Source organism: Candidatus Binatota bacterium (assembly GCA_012960245.1).
GTDB lineage: Bacteria > Desulfobacterota > Binatia > UBA1149 > UBA1149 > UBA1149.
Genome location: DUBO01000056.1, coordinates 98,775 through 113,720, shown reverse-complemented (window position 1 = coordinate 113,720; position 14,946 = coordinate 98,775). Strand labels below are relative to the sequence as shown.

13 protein-coding genes are annotated in these 14,946 nt (G+C 63.7%); 10 read left to right on the top strand and 3 right to left on the bottom strand.

Going from position 1 to position 14,946, the window contains the following annotated elements:
* Positions 1-52 precede the first annotated feature (52 nt).
* Complete coding sequence (locus tag EYQ35_11380) at positions 53-1,591, top strand: aldehyde dehydrogenase family protein (protein HIF64736.1); 1,539 nt, start codon at positions 53-55, stop codon at positions 1,589-1,591.
* Between the two features lie 36 nt (positions 1,592-1,627).
* Here the strand turns inward: EYQ35_11380 and EYQ35_11375 are convergent, their stop codons facing one another.
* Entirely contained in the window at positions 1,628-2,602 is a 975-nt protein-coding gene (locus EYQ35_11375) for a hypothetical protein (GenBank protein ID HIF64735.1), read from the bottom strand.
* A gap of 54 nt (positions 2,603-2,656) precedes the next feature.
* Here EYQ35_11375 and EYQ35_11370 point away from each other — a divergent pair, with 54 nt between their 5' ends.
* The 6 genes from EYQ35_11370 to EYQ35_11345 all read left to right on the top strand — a co-directional run bounded on the left by EYQ35_11370 (position 2,657) and on the right by EYQ35_11345 (position 9,287).
* Positions 2,657-3,571, top strand: coding sequence for an SDR family oxidoreductase (locus EYQ35_11370; GenBank protein ID HIF64734.1), 915 nt, complete (start codon positions 2,657-2,659; stop codon positions 3,569-3,571).
* Entirely contained in the window at positions 3,571-4,482 is a 912-nt protein-coding gene (locus EYQ35_11365) for an acyltransferase family protein (protein HIF64733.1), read from the top strand. Before EYQ35_11370 ends, EYQ35_11365 begins: the two co-directional genes overlap by 1 nt.
* The gene (locus EYQ35_11360; GenBank protein ID HIF64732.1) at positions 4,479-5,366 is read left to right on the top strand and encodes a hypothetical protein; all 888 of its coding nucleotides are present in this window, start codon (positions 4,479-4,481) and stop codon (positions 5,364-5,366) included. Before EYQ35_11365 ends, EYQ35_11360 begins: the two co-directional genes overlap by 4 nt.
* Positions 5,367-5,532: 166 nt before the next feature.
* The gene (locus tag EYQ35_11355) at positions 5,533-7,344 is read left to right on the top strand and encodes a DUF4215 domain-containing protein (GenBank protein HIF64731.1); all 1,812 of its coding nucleotides are present in this window, start codon (positions 5,533-5,535) and stop codon (positions 7,342-7,344) included.
* Between the two features lie 46 nt (positions 7,345-7,390).
* Complete coding sequence (locus EYQ35_11350; protein HIF64730.1) at positions 7,391-8,530, top strand: HupE/UreJ family protein; 1,140 nt, start codon at positions 7,391-7,393, stop codon at positions 8,528-8,530.
* A gap of 64 nt (positions 8,531-8,594) precedes the next feature.
* The gene (locus tag EYQ35_11345) at positions 8,595-9,287 is read left to right on the top strand and encodes an HAD family phosphatase (protein HIF64729.1); all 693 of its coding nucleotides are present in this window, start codon (positions 8,595-8,597) and stop codon (positions 9,285-9,287) included.
* 3 nt (positions 9,288-9,290) lie between these two features.
* Here the strand turns inward: EYQ35_11345 and EYQ35_11340 are convergent, their stop codons facing one another.
* Entirely contained in the window at positions 9,291-10,214 is a 924-nt protein-coding gene (locus tag EYQ35_11340; GenBank protein ID HIF64728.1) for a methionyl-tRNA formyltransferase, read from the bottom strand.
* 264 nt (positions 10,215-10,478) lie between these two features.
* On the opposite strand from EYQ35_11340, the gene EYQ35_11335 reads away from it, so the two are divergent.
* Positions 10,479-11,231 (top strand): electron transfer flavoprotein subunit beta/FixA family protein, encoded by a 753-nt coding sequence (locus EYQ35_11335; GenBank protein ID HIF64727.1) that lies wholly within the window; start codon positions 10,479-10,481, stop codon positions 11,229-11,231.
* 27 nt (positions 11,232-11,258) lie between these two features.
* Positions 11,259-12,224 (top strand): electron transfer flavoprotein subunit alpha/FixB family protein, encoded by a 966-nt coding sequence (locus tag EYQ35_11330; GenBank protein ID HIF64726.1) that lies wholly within the window; start codon positions 11,259-11,261, stop codon positions 12,222-12,224.
* A gap of 37 nt (positions 12,225-12,261) precedes the next feature.
* On the opposite strand, the gene EYQ35_11325 is transcribed toward EYQ35_11330, so the two are convergent.
* Positions 12,262-14,292, bottom strand: coding sequence for a (Fe-S)-binding protein (locus tag EYQ35_11325; protein ID HIF64725.1), 2,031 nt, complete (start codon positions 14,290-14,292; stop codon positions 12,262-12,264).
* Between the two features lie 92 nt (positions 14,293-14,384).
* Between EYQ35_11325 and EYQ35_11320 the strand changes: the two genes are divergently transcribed.
* Positions 14,385-14,843 (top strand): DUF192 domain-containing protein, encoded by a 459-nt coding sequence (locus EYQ35_11320; protein ID HIF64724.1) that lies wholly within the window; start codon positions 14,385-14,387, stop codon positions 14,841-14,843.
* The last annotated feature ends 103 nt before the right edge of the window (positions 14,844-14,946 follow it).

Here is a 14,946-nt window from a genome sequence, read left to right as displayed (position 1 = left end):
CCCCGGGCGGGGTAATAGCCTCACGGTATTCCAACGCGAGGAGGCCCCACACATGGCCCAGCCTGCAACAGCAAGCACGACCGATACCCTGGACACGAACCCCCCGACCTTCGACATCCTGAGCCCCGTGAGCGGCCAGGTCGTCGGCAACCTGCCGCAGATGGACCGCGGGCAGGTGGAAGCCGTGGTCGCGCGCTGCCGCGAGGCCCAGGCGGTCTGGGCGGCACTGAGCTTCAGCCAGCGCGCAAGGATGTTGCGCGACTACCGCGATCTGCTCGTCTCCCGCAAGGAAGAGATCGCCGACGTGGTCATCTCAGAAACCGGCAAACCCCGGGTAGACGTGTTTGCCACCGAGCTTTTCTATATCTGTGATGGCATAGGCTACTGGGGTCGCAACGCGGCCCGCCTGCTGGCCGACCGGCAGGTTTCGACCCACCTGCTCAAAACAAAAAAGGCGATCTCGACCTACAAGCCCCGCGGCGTCATCGGCATGATCACCCCGTGGAACTTTCCGCTGACGTTGACCATCGGCGAGGCCATCCCCGCGCTGATGGCGGGTAACGGCGTGGTCATAAAGCCCGCGTCGGCAACACCGCTGTGCGCCGAACTGTGCTGCCGACTGGCCGACGAAGCGGGGCTGCCCGAGGGCCTGCTGGCCACCGTCACCGGGCGGGGTGGCACCGGCGATACGCTCATCGATTTTGTCGACATGGTGTCGTTCACCGGCAGCGTAGAGACCGGCCGCAAGGTGCAGATGCGCTGCGCCGAGCAACTCAAGCCCACGACCATGGAGCTGGGCGGCAAGGACCCGGCCATCGTGTGCGCCGACGCTAACCTTGACCGGGCCGCCAACGGCTGCGTGTGGGGCAGCATGGTCAATCTCGGCCAGGTCTGCATGTCTATCGAGAGGGTCTACGCCCACGAGGACATATACGACGAATTCGTCGACAAGGTGGTCAACGTTGTAGGCCAGATACGCCAGGGACTGGGCGAAGATGCCGACGTGGGGTCAATAATACACCCGCCCCAGCGCGACATCATCGAAGACCAGCTCGACAAAGCCCGCGCCAGCGGCGCTACCGTGCTCGCCGGCGGAGCCCGGCCCCAGCTGGAAGGCTGCTGGTACCAGCCCACGGTACTGGTCGACGTCAACCACGACATGGAGATCATGCAGGAAGAAACCTTCGGGCCGGTGATCGCGATACAGAAGGTAAAAGACGACGCCGAGGCCATCCGCCTGGCCAACGATTCGCGCTTTGGTCTTTCAGCCTCGGTCTGGTCGCGCGACAAGGAAGGGGCCACCAACATAGCGCGCCGCGTGGAAGCCGGCGCCGTCTGCATCAACGATCACATGATCCACATGCTCATACCCGAAGTGCCCATGGGCGGCATCAAGGAATCGGGCATAGGCCGGCGCAACGGCGAAGAAGGCATACGCAAGTTCTGCAGTCAGCAAACCATTGTCATCGATCGCTTCGGTACGAACAAAGAACCCATCTGGTACCCGGCACCCAAGGCGCTGGCCGGTGTCCTGCGCAAGGTTCTCAACCTGCTGTACCGGTCGAGCTGGAAGAACAAGCTGGCTTCCTGAGCTGCGGCTCCTTTCGTCCGGGCCGGCTGGTCGCCTTCAGGCCCGGTCGTAGTCTGTCGTTGCTTCTCCCGGGCCGGCAACGACGTCGAACAGGCCACGCGCCAGCTCCACCATCTTGGCCACGCTGACCCCCCCGGGGGAAACAGCGTCGCGCCAACGAGCGGGTATAGCGTCGAGACCCAGGAAGGCCCCGGAGGCGGCGCCCGCCATCGCGGCTATCGAGGTCACCGAACCTCCCAGCGACATAGCCCGGCATACCGTGTCGGTGTAGCTCTCGCTGTGCTCTGCAAAACACCAGGTGGCGGTAACCACCGACCCCAGTGCCGAAGAATTGTTACCAAGTGTCTCAACCACCGTCGCGTCGCTGCGCGAACGCCCGACCATGGCAGCGGCGGCCTTCAAGCGAGACGCGAACTCCCTCGTCCGGGTCTCGCCCGCGAGGGTCTCGAGCAGTCCAGCCCCCGACAAGGCCTCGCCGGAAGCCAGCAGGGCCAGCGCCACCGTCATCGCGTGGAGTACGGCGCCCTCGCCGGACAACAAGTGCTGGTGGGTAAGCCCGGCAGCCTCCTCGGCCAACCAGCGCAAGGTCTCGGCATCGTCGGACAGCAGCAGGCCGACCGGCGCAGACCTCAACGCAGCGCCGTTGCCAAATGATTCCCTGCCACCAACCGAATGCCCGGCTTCATTCCAGTGCACGCCATCGCGCAGTCTGCGCAGGGCCGCGTCGCTGCCCTGCCCCCAACTCTGCTTCGGATCCCAGGCGGTCAACATCCTCAGGGCAAGATCCTCGCCATCAAAATCCGGAGCCACGACCAGCGAGGCTGCCACGGCCGCAGTCGACAGCGCGGCGGGTCCCGGGGCGCCCGGCATGAGCTTGGCCAGGCCCGCTACCCCACCAAAACGCGGGGCTATAGCCTCTCGGTTCAGGCCTTCAACGCGCGCGCCCATGGCCTCGCCAACAAGCATGCCGACCAGGCATCCCTCGAACGAACTTTCACTTAAATCAGTCAACAGCAGAGCTTCCCATTGCCAGTAACTGTTTCTTTTGCAATAAACGCAGGGCGAATGAAAAGACTACTCATAACAGGGATCTCGGGCGGACAGGGCCGGCTGCTCGCCAAGAGGCTGTCAGAGGGCTGGCAGATCACCGGCGTGGACCGCGTCCCATGGGAGGGCGCACCCGAATATGTTGACGTAAAAACGCTCGACCTGCGCAAGAAAAAGTTCGAAGACGTGCTGCGCAAAAACCGCCCGGACGCCGTGGTGCACCTTGCCTTCGTGCGTCACTTTCGCGGCAGCAACGAGCTGCGCCACGAGGTCAACGTCGGTGGGACGCGCCGCTTGCTCAACTCCTGCGCCCGCTACGGGGTCAAGCAGGTGGTCGTGCTCTCGAGCGCCTACGTCTACGGCGCGTTGCCTGAAAACCCCATGTACATGGCCGAGGACAGCCCTCTGAACGTGGCACGCAATTTTCCCGACATCCGCGACCTGGCCGAGGTGGAAGGCCTGGTCTCGAGTTTCCTGTGGAGGTACCCGGAAATCTCGACGTCGATCCTGCGGCCGGTAAACACGCTGGGCTACTACGTGCACAGTGCCATCGGCAGCTACCTCGGATTGGATATTGTGCCGACAGTGACCGGCTTCAACCCCATGCTGCAATTCATACACGAAGAAGACGTGTGCGAGGCGCTCGCGCTGGCCATAGAAAAACAGCTGCGTGGCGTGTTCAACGTGGCCGGGCCGGGCGCGGTGCCCTTGAAAACTGCGATACACGAAATCGGACGGCGGCGCATATCGGTGCCGGAGCCGTTGGCCCATCTCATCATCCGCGAGCTTTTTCGCTTCCGCGTCTACGACTTCCCGCCCGCGGCCATGGACTTCATAAAATACCCGTGTACGGTTGACGGCAGCAGTTTCGTAGAAGCCACGGGTTTCAAACCCTTGTTTTCACTTAGAGACGTATTCGCGAGCGTGGCCTGATGTTCTATTTCAACAAGGTGGCCGAACTGGCAGCCAGCGCCATACAGTCGGGGCTGTCCCTTTCTTCGTCCTCGCTTCCCGGCTTGCCGTTCGCCGACTTGTCCCGCGAGCTGTCCGACAAGATCGACCAGCTGCCCATTGACCTCAACGAATACGGCTACGACCCCTGGGGATTCAACCCCGATGTACTCAAGACCTCGATGATGACGGCTGCCATTCTCTACCGCCATTATTTCAGAGTCGTTTCCGTCGGCATGGACAGGCTGCCGCCCGGCCGCGTGCTGCTGGTGGGAAACCACGCCGGGCAGATCGCCTTTGACGGCATGATGGTGGCCACGGCGATGCTGCTCGAGGCTTCGCCACCGCGGCTGGCTCGCGGCATGGGCGAGTACTGGCTGGCGACCCTGCCCTGGCTCAACGTCCTGTTGGACCGCATGGGCCACTCCATCGGCACGCCATCGACCTGCGCCGAGATGCTCAACAGGGACGAGTGCGTGCTGGTGTTTCCCGAGGGAGTTCGCGGCATGAACAAGGTCTACGCAGACGCTTACCAGCTGCAGGACTTCGGTCTCGGTTTCATGCGGCTGGCACTGGAGACCAACACCCCGATAGTGCCGTTTGCCGTGGTCGGCTCCGAGGAGCAGGCCCCGGGCATCGCCAACCTCGAATCGGTGGCCGCCATGCTCAACATGCCGGCCTTTCCCGTTACGCTGACCTGGCCGCTGCTGGGGCCGCTGGGGATGTTGCCGCTGCCGGTGCGCTACCACATCGAGTTCGGGCAAGCCATGCACTTTGAAGGCGACCACAACGACGAAGACGACACCATCAGCCACAAGGTGGATGAAGTGAAGGACTCCATCCAGTCCATGCTCAGACGTGGACTGGCCGAGCGCACGAGCATCTTTCTGTGAGCCACGGCGACCGCAAACGAATCTTCGTGATGGGCGGCGGCGCGGCCCTCGGTGCCCACCAGGCTGGAGCACTGCAGTACCTCGACGAGCAAGGCATCAAGCCCGACGTGCTCATCGCCAGCTCCATCGGCGTGGTTAACTCCTGCGTGTACGCCTCGGTGGGAGCGCAGGGAGTGGTGCAGGCCTGGAAAGAATTCCAAGCCTTCCCGCGAATGTTCTACCCCACCCTGCGCGACAACCCCTTTACCGGGCTGGCGCTGTCGTCGATCGAAAGACTGGCGTCGGGCATAGAAGAGTTCATCGACTTTCCCGGCCTGATGGACAGCAGCATTGACCTGGAGTTCATACTGCTCAACCTCTCGACCGGCCGCGGCGAGATGTGGTCGAAACGCCACTGCCGCGATTGGCGCGAACTTCGCACCCTGTCGCGGGCGGGCTACTCCATCCCCCCGCTCTTTCCACCGGTGGAGTTCCAGGGCCAGCAATTTGTCGACGGCGGCCTGGCGTGGAACGTACCCCTGGGTTACGCCATCGAACTGGAAGCCACCGAGATCTACGTGCTGGCCCCGGTGAGCAGCACCCTCCCCTACCTGCCGCCAGTGGCTGGGCGGGTGGCTTACCTGCGCCGGTTGGCCGACGTCTTGTTCAGGACCATCGGCAACGTGGGGCGAATTCACGCGAGTCTCGACGACGGGCTTTTTCACGGCGTGCCGATAACTGTCATAGAGCCGGGCGAAGAATTCAGCGGAGCGGGGCTGCGCCTGCTCTTCCATTCCAGCCCGGAAAAAGCCGAGCGCCTGCTCGCGGCCGGCTACCGGGACGCCAAGCGGGCGGTCAACCGCCCGGACGTAGAAGAGCCCGTCGGTCATCTGCACGCCGTCTGAGCGGTAAGCCACGCCTGCGCTCCCCCCCGATCGGGGCAGCCCTGCCGTCTAAAAAAGCCTGTATCTGTCCCTTCAAGTTCTATTTCTCTACATAAAGTGGTTGCCGCAGGCCTGTTTCACCAGTTACCTTAGTACGTGGGGACCGTGCGCGCGGCCCCCACCCCACATGACAAAGCTGGCTTCCCTAATAACTCTCGTGACGCTGGCCACCGCAGCCCTGCTTCCGCTTGCGCTGCCCAGCAGTTCGGCTGCACTCAGCCGCCATGAAAACAGCTGCCGGGATCGCGTTGCGACTACCGCCCGGCGATCGGCCAGGCTGCTGCTCAAGGCGCGCGGAAAATGCGTGCGCGGCAAAGCCTCTGGCAAATTTGCACCTACCGTAGACTGTCTTCTCGACCCCGCCCCCTCGGGCCCTGGCACCGGCAGCGCCCTCGTGGACAAGAAGCTCGGCAAGGCCATCGATTATCGCGGAAAACTTGAACAGCGCTGCAATGCCAGCGTCACTGCCGCTGCCATAAGCGTTGACGGACTGTGCGCCGCCGTGGCTACGCTGCGGAGCAGCGAAAATCGAACCACCGAGGCTGAGTGGCAAGCCCTGGATGCCTGCGCGGCCGACCTGGGCAAAACCATTGGCGACAACCTCGCTGCGACCATCAACAAACCTGCCGCCGGCACACTTGGAGCCGAGGAAGCAGCTTGCCGCACGGAGCTGGCGCTGAGGCTTCGCAAATCGCTCGGACGGGGACTGGCCCTGACGGGCAAATGTTTTTCGGCTCTGGGCAAGGATCCCGCTGCTGGACTCAACTGTTACGCCGTGACCGGCTGGCCGGGAACGACTGCCAGCACGGGCGACACCAAGCTGGACTCCAGGATGACCAGGCCCTCACTGACCCTGTTGCAGGAGATAACCGACTCCTGTTCGGGTGATGTCAACGCCATGGGCTTCGGCCTGGTTCTCACCGACCCCACCGGCGGCACCTTTACCAGCAGTGATCTTTTTCACACCATCAACGACCAGCTCGCGCAGGCCCTCGCCAGCGCGGCTTCGGCTGTATTTCCCGGTGGACCCGAATGCGGGGACGGAGTGGTCGACCTGGACGAGCAATGCGACGACGGCAATCGCCTGAGCTGTGACGGCTGCGACCGCAACTGCGCGCTACCTGCCTGTGGCAACGGTGCCGCCTGTGCTCCCGAAACCTGCGACGACGGCAACACCGTGGCCAGCGACGGCTGCAATGTTGCCTGCATAACCGAGAGCTGCGGCGACGGCGTGGTACAGGCCGGGCTCGACGAGACCTGCGACGACGGCAATACAGTGGACTGCGACGGCTGCGACAGTACCTGCAAGCCAAGCGGCTGCGGCAGCGGCGCAATCTGCGCTCCCGAAACCTGCGACGACGGTAACACGGTGGCCAGCGACGGCTGCTCGGATACCTGTATTACCGAGTTCTGCGGCGACGGCATCATCCAGGCCGGCCTACTCGAACAGTGTGACAACGGCGCCGGCAACTCCGACGTGAACGCGGATGCCTGTCGTTCAGATTGCCGCGACCCCTGGTGCGGGGACGGAGTGACTGACCCCGCTTCGGGCGAAACCTGCGACGCGGCCAACGCCAACAGCGACCTGCTCCCCAACAGCTGTCGCTCCAACTGTCTCGTTGCTTCCTGCGGCGACGGCGTGGCCGACAGCGGTGAAAGCTGCGACGACGGCAACAACGCCAACCTGGACTCCTGCCTCAACAGTTGCCTGTCGGCTACCTGTGGCGACGGGTTTCTATGCAGCGACGCCTCATGCATCCACGGTCCCGACAGCGGGCCCGAGCAGTGCGACGACGGTAACACGGTGGCCAGCGACGCCTGCTCGGACACCTGTAGTATAAACAGCGTGAGCACCACCAGCACCACCACGAGCACCTCTTCGACCACGACCACTACGACCACCTCGACCACCTCTTCGACCACGACCACCACGCTCTGAGCGAGCGCGACTTGGCGTGAGTTGCCGGCGCGGCTACCATCGCCCGATGCGGCTGCGCCAGCTCCCAGCTAGACCACCCGGACTCGTCACGGCCGCGCTTATTGCTGCGGCGACCGCGCTGGCCTCGATAACACTGCTCGCCACGACCTCCGGACACGCCCAGGCCCACATGGGATCTGTGAGCTACTCCACGGTGGTGGCGCGAGCAGATCTCGTTGACTACCGCTTACGTTTTGCCGCCCACCTCCTGCCCGGCCTCCAGGCCGTAAAGCCAGAGAACCCCAGCAGGCAGGAAGTACTCGCTGTCGACAAGCTGTTGGATCGCTGGTTTCAACGGCAGCTGATCGTCGAAGTACCGGCCGGCCGCTGCAGCCCCTCGGTGTCGGACATAATCGGCCCCGATCATCAGGCCGACATCGAGATCACGCTCCGCTACTCCTGCCCGGGGCCCAGCGATTCGTTCTCGGTGGACTTCCATCTCTTTGACGACCTGCTGCCGGACTACCGCAACATGGTCTCGCTCAAGTCACTATCGGGCGAAAACCGCAGCTGGGTCTTCGACCGCCACAACAACCGCCTGTCGCTGGGGCCAAGCTTCAGCAGCTCTGCCGGACGTGGCGAATCCACGTCTGAAGGTTCGGGTTTCTGGCGATTCTCCCTGCTCGGGTTCGAGCACATACTCGAAGGCTACGACCACCTGCTGTTCCTGCTCGCGCTGCTCATACCTGGTGGCACGCTGGGCCGCCTGGCCGGTATAGTAACCTCGTTTACCATCGCCCACAGCATCACACTGGCGCTGGCCACCCTGGGCGCGGTTGTGCTGCCGCCTGTCCCGGTCGAGATCGCCATCGCGGCGAGCATCGTCTACGTGGCTGCCGAAAATATCTGGCGCGGGCCCGGCGGCCACCGCTGGCTGGTGACCTTCGTGTTCGGGCTGCTGCACGGCTTCGGTTTTGCCGGCGTGCTCAAGCAGGCAGGTATAGGCAACGGTGCTTTTCTGGCGCCATTACTGGGCTTCAACCTGGGCGTTGAAGCGGGGCAGCTCGCTGTAATCGCCGTGCTGCTTCCCCTGCTGGCGCTGTTGAGCAGGCACAGCCGGCTACCGCTGCGCACGGCGCTTTCATGGTTCGCGCTCGCAGCCGGCAGCGCATGGCTGCTTGAACGAAGCGCAGCCCTGTTGGCCTGAAAAGCGGACCGTGGAGGCCGCCGCTACTGGCTTAGGACGACTTTTTCGGCAAGAATCCGCGGCTATGCCAGCGCTCATCGACACACTGGACCCGCTGAGAGTACGCGCCGCGGTATTCGATCTCGGTGGCGTACTGATCAACGTGGGCGGCCCCGCCGGCCCCAGGGCCTTCGGCAGCCGTACGGGCCTGGACGAGGAGACCTGGGATCGCCTGCGACTCCAGATATTCGGTGACAACGAGGGCCCGTGGGCACGGCTCGAGCGCGCGGAGATGAGCTGGAGCGACTTCAACTCTGAACTGAGACGGCGCATAGAAGAAGAAGGCGGTCACGTCACCGCCGAACAGGCCGACGCCGTGCTGGGCGACCCCCGCCCACTGGGAGACGAGTCGGCCGTGCGGCAGCCCATGATAGAGGCCGTGAGGCGGTTAGCGGCGAGCATGCCGGTGGCCCTGCTCACCAACAACGTGACCGAGTGGCGACAGCAGTGGCAGAGCCTTCCCTCGCTGGGCGGCCTGTTCAACGTGATCGTCGACTCCAGCGAGGTCGGCACGCGCAAACCCGAACGGCGCATATACGAACTCACGCGCGAGCGGCTGGCCGTGGACCACGAGGCCATCCTCTTCGTGGACGACCTGGGCATCAACCTCAAGGCCGCTCGCTCGTTGGGCTGGCAGACGGTGTTGTACACGTCCACCGAAGAAGTCGTGGCCATACTCGACCAGGTAGCGGCCAACGCGGCAACGGTTGGCGACTGAAGGTCAGGCCACTTCCAGGCGTGCCCCTACCGCAAGGCCCAGGCCATCGGCCAGCTCGGCGGCCGCGGCCTTGCGTACGCTAGCGGTACCCAGGCGGGCAAAGCGCAACGCCCCGTCAGCGCAGGCCACGGTCATACCATCATCGTCGATGACCAGCACGGTACCGGCGGCGGCGCGTTCGCCGTCCACCTTTCGCGAGCCGTAGAGCCGCAGTGTTTCGCCGCGCCACTGGCAGTGCGCGCCGGGCGAAGGATCGCAGCCCCTGACGAGATCGTGGAGACCGTCGCGGGGCCTGTCAAAATCGACAACCGCGTGCTCGTCCCGGCACAGCGGGTCGTAGCTGGCCAGGGATTCGTCCTGCACCCTGGGCACGGCTTCACCCGCCAACAACAGCTCCACCGACTCCAGGGTCGCCGCCACACCGGTTTCGAACACCGTCGAGTAGTAGTATGAGCCCGCGGTGTCGTCGGGGCCGATGACGAGTTCCTTTTCGAGATACACTGGCCCGGCGTCAAGGCCGGCGTCGGGCCGAAACAGCGCCAGGCCACCGCGGGTTTCGCCACGGATGATCTGCCAGTTGATGGCCGAGCCCCCGCGGTAGGCCGGTAGAAGCGAGGGGTGAAAACACAGCGACGCCAGGCGCGGGGCGTCGAGTAGCTCCACCGGAATTATCTGCGTCACGAAGGCGAGCACGGCGATGTCCACCGTATTGGCGCGCAGGGCCGAGGCCGCGTCGGCGTCGCGATAGCTCCGCCTCTGCACGGTGTCCAGGCCCGCAGCCAGCGCGGCCTCCTTGAGCGGGTCCAGCGCCCTTCCCTCCCTATCGGGGGGCAAAGATACCGCGCTTATCTCGTGCCCCGCCGCGAGCAACCCCGCCAGCACGTCTCGGCCGAATGCCGCCTGTCCAAGTAAAAGTATACGCGCCATGTTCTGTTCCCCTGCCGGCCAACGCCTGCCCGCGCCGGGACTGTTGCCAGTTAACCAGCCCGAGGCAAGCCGGCGCGCTGTCGCCAGGGATCAGTGACTCGACCTCCCCCGGTGCCGGCTTGTGTCCTAACGCGCTGCGTGGTAATTCTGCCGGATTCCATCGTCGGAACGGTTGCCCTGCGTGACCGCTTTGACCGTAGTGGGCTGGGCGGTTTTCGCCGAATAGACCAGCTCAAACTGCAGGCAATCAGGAGGAGATAAACAGTGAAGATTCTGGTGACCGCCAAGCGCGTCCCGGACCCGGAGACCACGATCAAGGTCAACGCGGACGGAACGGGAATAGAAGAGGCGGGTATCAAGTGGGTGGTAAACCCCTTTGATGAAATAGCAATTGAGCAGGCCTTGCAGATCAAGGAATCCCAGGGTGAATCCGAGGTCGTGATCGTTTCGGTCGGTAACAGCGACAGCCAGGAACAGTTGCGCACGGGGCTGGCCATGGGCGCCGACAGGGCCATCCTGGTGAGTGCCGACAACCCCGACCCCACGGTCGTGTCGCGCATACTCGAAAAAATCGTCGAGAAAGAAAGTCCCGATCTCGTCATCATGGGCAAGCAGGCCATCGACGACGATTCCAACGAGGTCGGACAGATGCTCGCGCAGAGACTGGGCTGGCCGCAGGCTACCTTTATCTCGGAGCTCGAGCTGGCCGACGGCGGCGGCAGCGCTACCTGCGTGCGCGAAATAGACGGTGGACTCGAGACCCTGTCGTTTCCGCTGCCCGCGGTGATAACCGCCGACCTGCGCCTGAACGAGCCGCGTTACGCATCGCTGCCTGGAATCATGAAAGCGCGCAAGAAGCCCATGGAAGAGGTAGACGCCGCTTCGCTGGGCATTGAACTCGGCAGGTCGGTCACCATCGTGAGCGTCGAGCCTCCCCCGGAACGGGCGGCAGGCCGCGTGGTTGAAAGCGTAGACGAACTGATCACCGCCCTGCAGGGCGAAGCCAAGGTCCTCTAAGCGGATCCCCGGACAAGGAGAATTCAAGTGGGTAACGTACTTATTTATGGAGAGCACGCTGGCGGAAACATCCCCAAGGCCACGGCCGTTGCAGTGGGTGCCGCGCAGCAGATCGCTGCCGCGAGCGGCGGTGACACTATACTGGCCCTGCTGGGCAACGATCTCGGTGGCGTCAAGGATGCGGCTGCGCAACTGGGCGCAACAAAGGTCGTGTGCGTAGAAAGCGCCGACCTCGAGCACGAGACAGCCGACATCAGGACCCTGACCATGAAAGCCGTGGCCGAGGCCACCGGCTCTGACACCGTGGTGTTTGCCGCGACGACCGCGGGCAAGGACATCGCCCCGCGCCTGGCGGCGGCCGCCGAGGCTGCGATCGCCAGCGACGTGACCGCCGTCAACGACGACGGCACCTTCGTCCGTCCCATGTACGCGGGCAACGTGTTTGCCACCGTCAAGCTGGAGTCGGACTTCAAGGTGGTGTCGGTACGAACCACTGCTTTCGAGCCCGTAGAGGGCGCGGCGGCATCGGCCAGCGAGGACCTGTCGCTGAGCATAGAAAAGCCCGGCAACGCGGTAGAGTTCGTAAAGCTCGACGCCACGGTGTCGGACCGCCCGGTCCTGACCGAGGCCGAGCGCGTCGTGGCCGGTGGCCGCGGACTGAAGTCCGCAGAGAACTTCACCACGGTGCTCGAGCCCCTGGTCGACGCGCTGGGCGCAGCCATGGGCGCCAGCCGTGCCGCGGTGGACGCGGGCTACGTGCCCAACGACCTGCAGGTGGGCCAGACCGGCAAGGTCATCGCGCCCACGCTCTACATAGGCGTGGGCATCTCGGGCGCCATCCAGCACCTCGCGGGCATGAAAGACTCGAAGGTCATAGTGGCCATCAACAAGGACGCGGATGCGCCGATCTTCAGTGTCGCCGACTTCGGACTGGTGGCCGATCTCTTCGAGGCCGTGCCCGAGTTGACCGAGAAGGTTAAGGCCCTGGCCTGACACCAGGCCTGCCGCCCCGGCCGCTGATGACCGGCGGTCAGGCCGGGGATGACTCGATGGCGTCGGCCACTATCTCAAGCACGTCGCGGGCCTGCACGGTCTCCTCGAGCCCCTTCCCCTTGATGCCATCGTCGAGCATGGTCATGCAGTAGGGACAGGCCGAGGCTATCACGTCCGGCTTTGTTTCGAGTAGCTGCTCGACCCTGAGCGTGTTCACGCGCTGCGTGGGTTCTTCTTCCACCCACATGCGGCCGCCACCGGCACCACAGCACATGCCCACGTTACGGCTGCGCTCGGCCTCGGCCAGTATCACTCCCGGTATGGCCGCGAGTATCTCGCGCGGGGCGTCGTATACCTCGTTGTAGCGGCCCAGGTAGCACGAATCGTGGTAGACGATGGTCTGGGCTGCCTCGCGGCTTATGCGTACGCTGCCGTCCTTTACCAGGCCGGCCACCAGCTCGGACGCGTGCAGCACCTCGAAATCGCCGCCGAACTGCGGAAACTCGTTGCGTATTGTGTTGAAGCAGTGCGGACAGTTGGTGATCACCTTCTTTACGTTGAAGCCTGCCAGCACGTCGACCGCGGCCTGGGCCATGGTCTGGTACAGGTACTCGTTGCCCAGGCGGCGCGCCGTGTCGCCGTTGCAGGGTTCATCGCGCCCCAGTATGGCGTAGCTCACGCCCGCAGCGTCGAGTATGCGAGCCACGGCCTGGGTGATTTTTTTTGCACGGTCGTCGAACGAGCCCGCGCAACCCACGTAGAACAGGTACTCGGCGTCGGGCTTGTCCGCCAGGTGGGGAATGCCCAGGCCCTCGGCCCAGTCGGCCTTCTTGTCGGCACCTATGCCCCAGGGGTTGCCCTGGGTCTCCAGGCCCTTGAAGGTGCGAGTCAACTCGGCGGGAAACCGTGCTTCTTCCTGCACCAGGTGACGCCGCATATCGACGATCTTGTCCACGTACTCTATGTGCACCGGGCAGGCATCTTCGCAGGCCCGGCAGGTAGTACACGACCAGATGACCTCGTCGCTGATGCAGTTGTCGCCCACTATCTTCTCGTCGTAACTCTCGTCGAGTATCGACTCGGGCTTCTCGTAAAGGTAATCGCGCAGGTCGAGCAGCATCTGACGCGGAGCCAGCGGCTTGTTGGTGGCCGTGGCCGGACACACCGACGAGCAGCGGCCGCACTCGGTGCAGGTGTACATGTCGAGCACCTGCTTCCAGTCGAAGTGAGCCATCTGCGAGGTGCCGTAAATCTCGGCGGTCTCGAGATCCTGCTTCGACAGTGCACCCACCGGATCGAGCTTGCTCATGAAAACATTGGGAATGGCCGTTATGACATGAAAGTGCTTTGAGAGCGGTAACATGTTGAGGAAGGTGAGCACGATCAGGTTATGTATCCACCAGGCCGCGTTGCTCACGCTCTCGGCCGCCGACGGACCACCCTGGGCCAGCAGGCCCGACAGCAGGTTCGCGACAGGTTGCCAGGCCCTCTCGGCCTCGATCTCGGAATGCCCCTTGAGGAACACCAGGCGGCCAGCGTCGTAAACCAGGCCGCTCATGGTTATGCCCGCTATGAAGCAGAGAATCAGCATGGCCTCCCAGTGAGAAGCTCCGGCGATTTTTTCCTCGGCTGGCTTAAAACCGTACAGGCGCTGCGGGTGGGTAATGAGCCAGCGTGATAGCAGGCCGAGTGCAGTCACGCAGACGATGACCTCGGTGAGGTCGCGCAGCAGCATGTAGGGGCCACCCAGCTGGTCAACCGCGAGAAGCGGCAGGTTGGCCTCGGGCGCCCAGCCGCGCAGGAACATGGTTGCTACCTGCCCGCCCAGTATGAGAAAGCCCCAGAAGACCATGGCGTGCATGACGCCAGCGGGCTGCTCGCCGCGGATAAACTTGAGTTGCCCGATGGCGTATACAAGCGTGTGCTTCAGGCGCTCAGGAATACGGTCGACGCGTGCAAAAGGCGTGGGCTGAGCCTTGAGCAGGGGCTTGAAGCGCCGATACATCTGCCAGGCAAAGAGCCCAGCGAAACCAGTAAGAACCAATGTCCAGATAATCGAGCTTGCCATCGTTCCCCCTCGGGTGCAGCGGTCGATAAGAAGAAGGTCTAAGATAGGACAGTATGCAGCTGAAGTACAGCTTTAAGCCCGCCTTATGGGCAATGATCCTGCTGTTGACGTCCTTCGCCCTCGCGGGATGCACCCACGACAGCAGCCCGGTAGTGGTTCTGCACACCGAGCTGGGCGACATCTCGATACGCGTAGAAGTGGCGACCAGCCCGGGGCAGTTGCAGCGCGGGCTTATGTGGCGCAGCGAAATGGCTGATGACGAAGGCATGCTGTTCGTGTTTGCCGAAGAAAAACCACGTAGTTTCTGGATGAAAAATACCCCGCTGTCCCTCGATATCATCTTTTTTGACTCCAGCGGCAAGCTGGTTTCAATAGCCCCTGACACCCGCCCCTACTCAGAACGCAGCATCGCGTCGGGGGCTCCGGCCCGCTATGTGCTCGAGGTCGTGGCCGGTTTCTGCAGCAGACACGGGCTGCGTGTGGGCGATCGGGCTACACTCCCCCCCGGCCTTCCTGGCGGCCCCGGGGGGGGGCCGTACACCCGACCTTGAATTTTGCCCGCCGAAGCAGTATCAATCTTGTTTTTCGGGGCTCCGGACACCCCCATGGGGCCGTACCGAGCCTACGACGCCGAAGCATTTACGCGAAGCGTTT

Bases quoted from the DNA above. Each gene is read 5' to 3' on its own strand.
- EYQ35_11380 (HIF64736.1), top strand. From the start codon at position 53: ATGGCCCAGCCTGCAACAGCAAGCACGACCGATACCCTGGACACGAAC.
- EYQ35_11370 (HIF64734.1), top strand. From the start codon at position 2,657: ATGAAAAGACTACTCATAACAGGGATCTCGGGCGGACAGGGCCGGCTG.
- EYQ35_11365 (HIF64733.1), top strand. From the start codon at position 3,571: ATGTTCTATTTCAACAAGGTGGCCGAACTGGCAGCCAGCGCCATACAG.
- EYQ35_11355 (HIF64731.1), top strand. From the start codon at position 5,533: ATGACAAAGCTGGCTTCCCTAATAACTCTCGTGACGCTGGCCACCGCA.
- EYQ35_11350 (HIF64730.1), top strand. From the start codon at position 7,391: ATGCGGCTGCGCCAGCTCCCAGCTAGACCACCCGGACTCGTCACGGCC.
- EYQ35_11345 (HIF64729.1), top strand. From the start codon at position 8,595: ATGCCAGCGCTCATCGACACACTGGACCCGCTGAGAGTACGCGCCGCG.
- EYQ35_11340 (HIF64728.1), bottom strand. From the start codon at position 10,214: ATGGCGCGTATACTTTTACTTGGACAGGCGGCATTCGGCCGAGACGTG.
- EYQ35_11325 (HIF64725.1), bottom strand. From the start codon at position 14,292: ATGGCAAGCTCGATTATCTGGACATTGGTTCTTACTGGTTTCGCTGGG.
- EYQ35_11320 (HIF64724.1), top strand. From the start codon at position 14,385: ATGATCCTGCTGTTGACGTCCTTCGCCCTCGCGGGATGCACCCACGAC.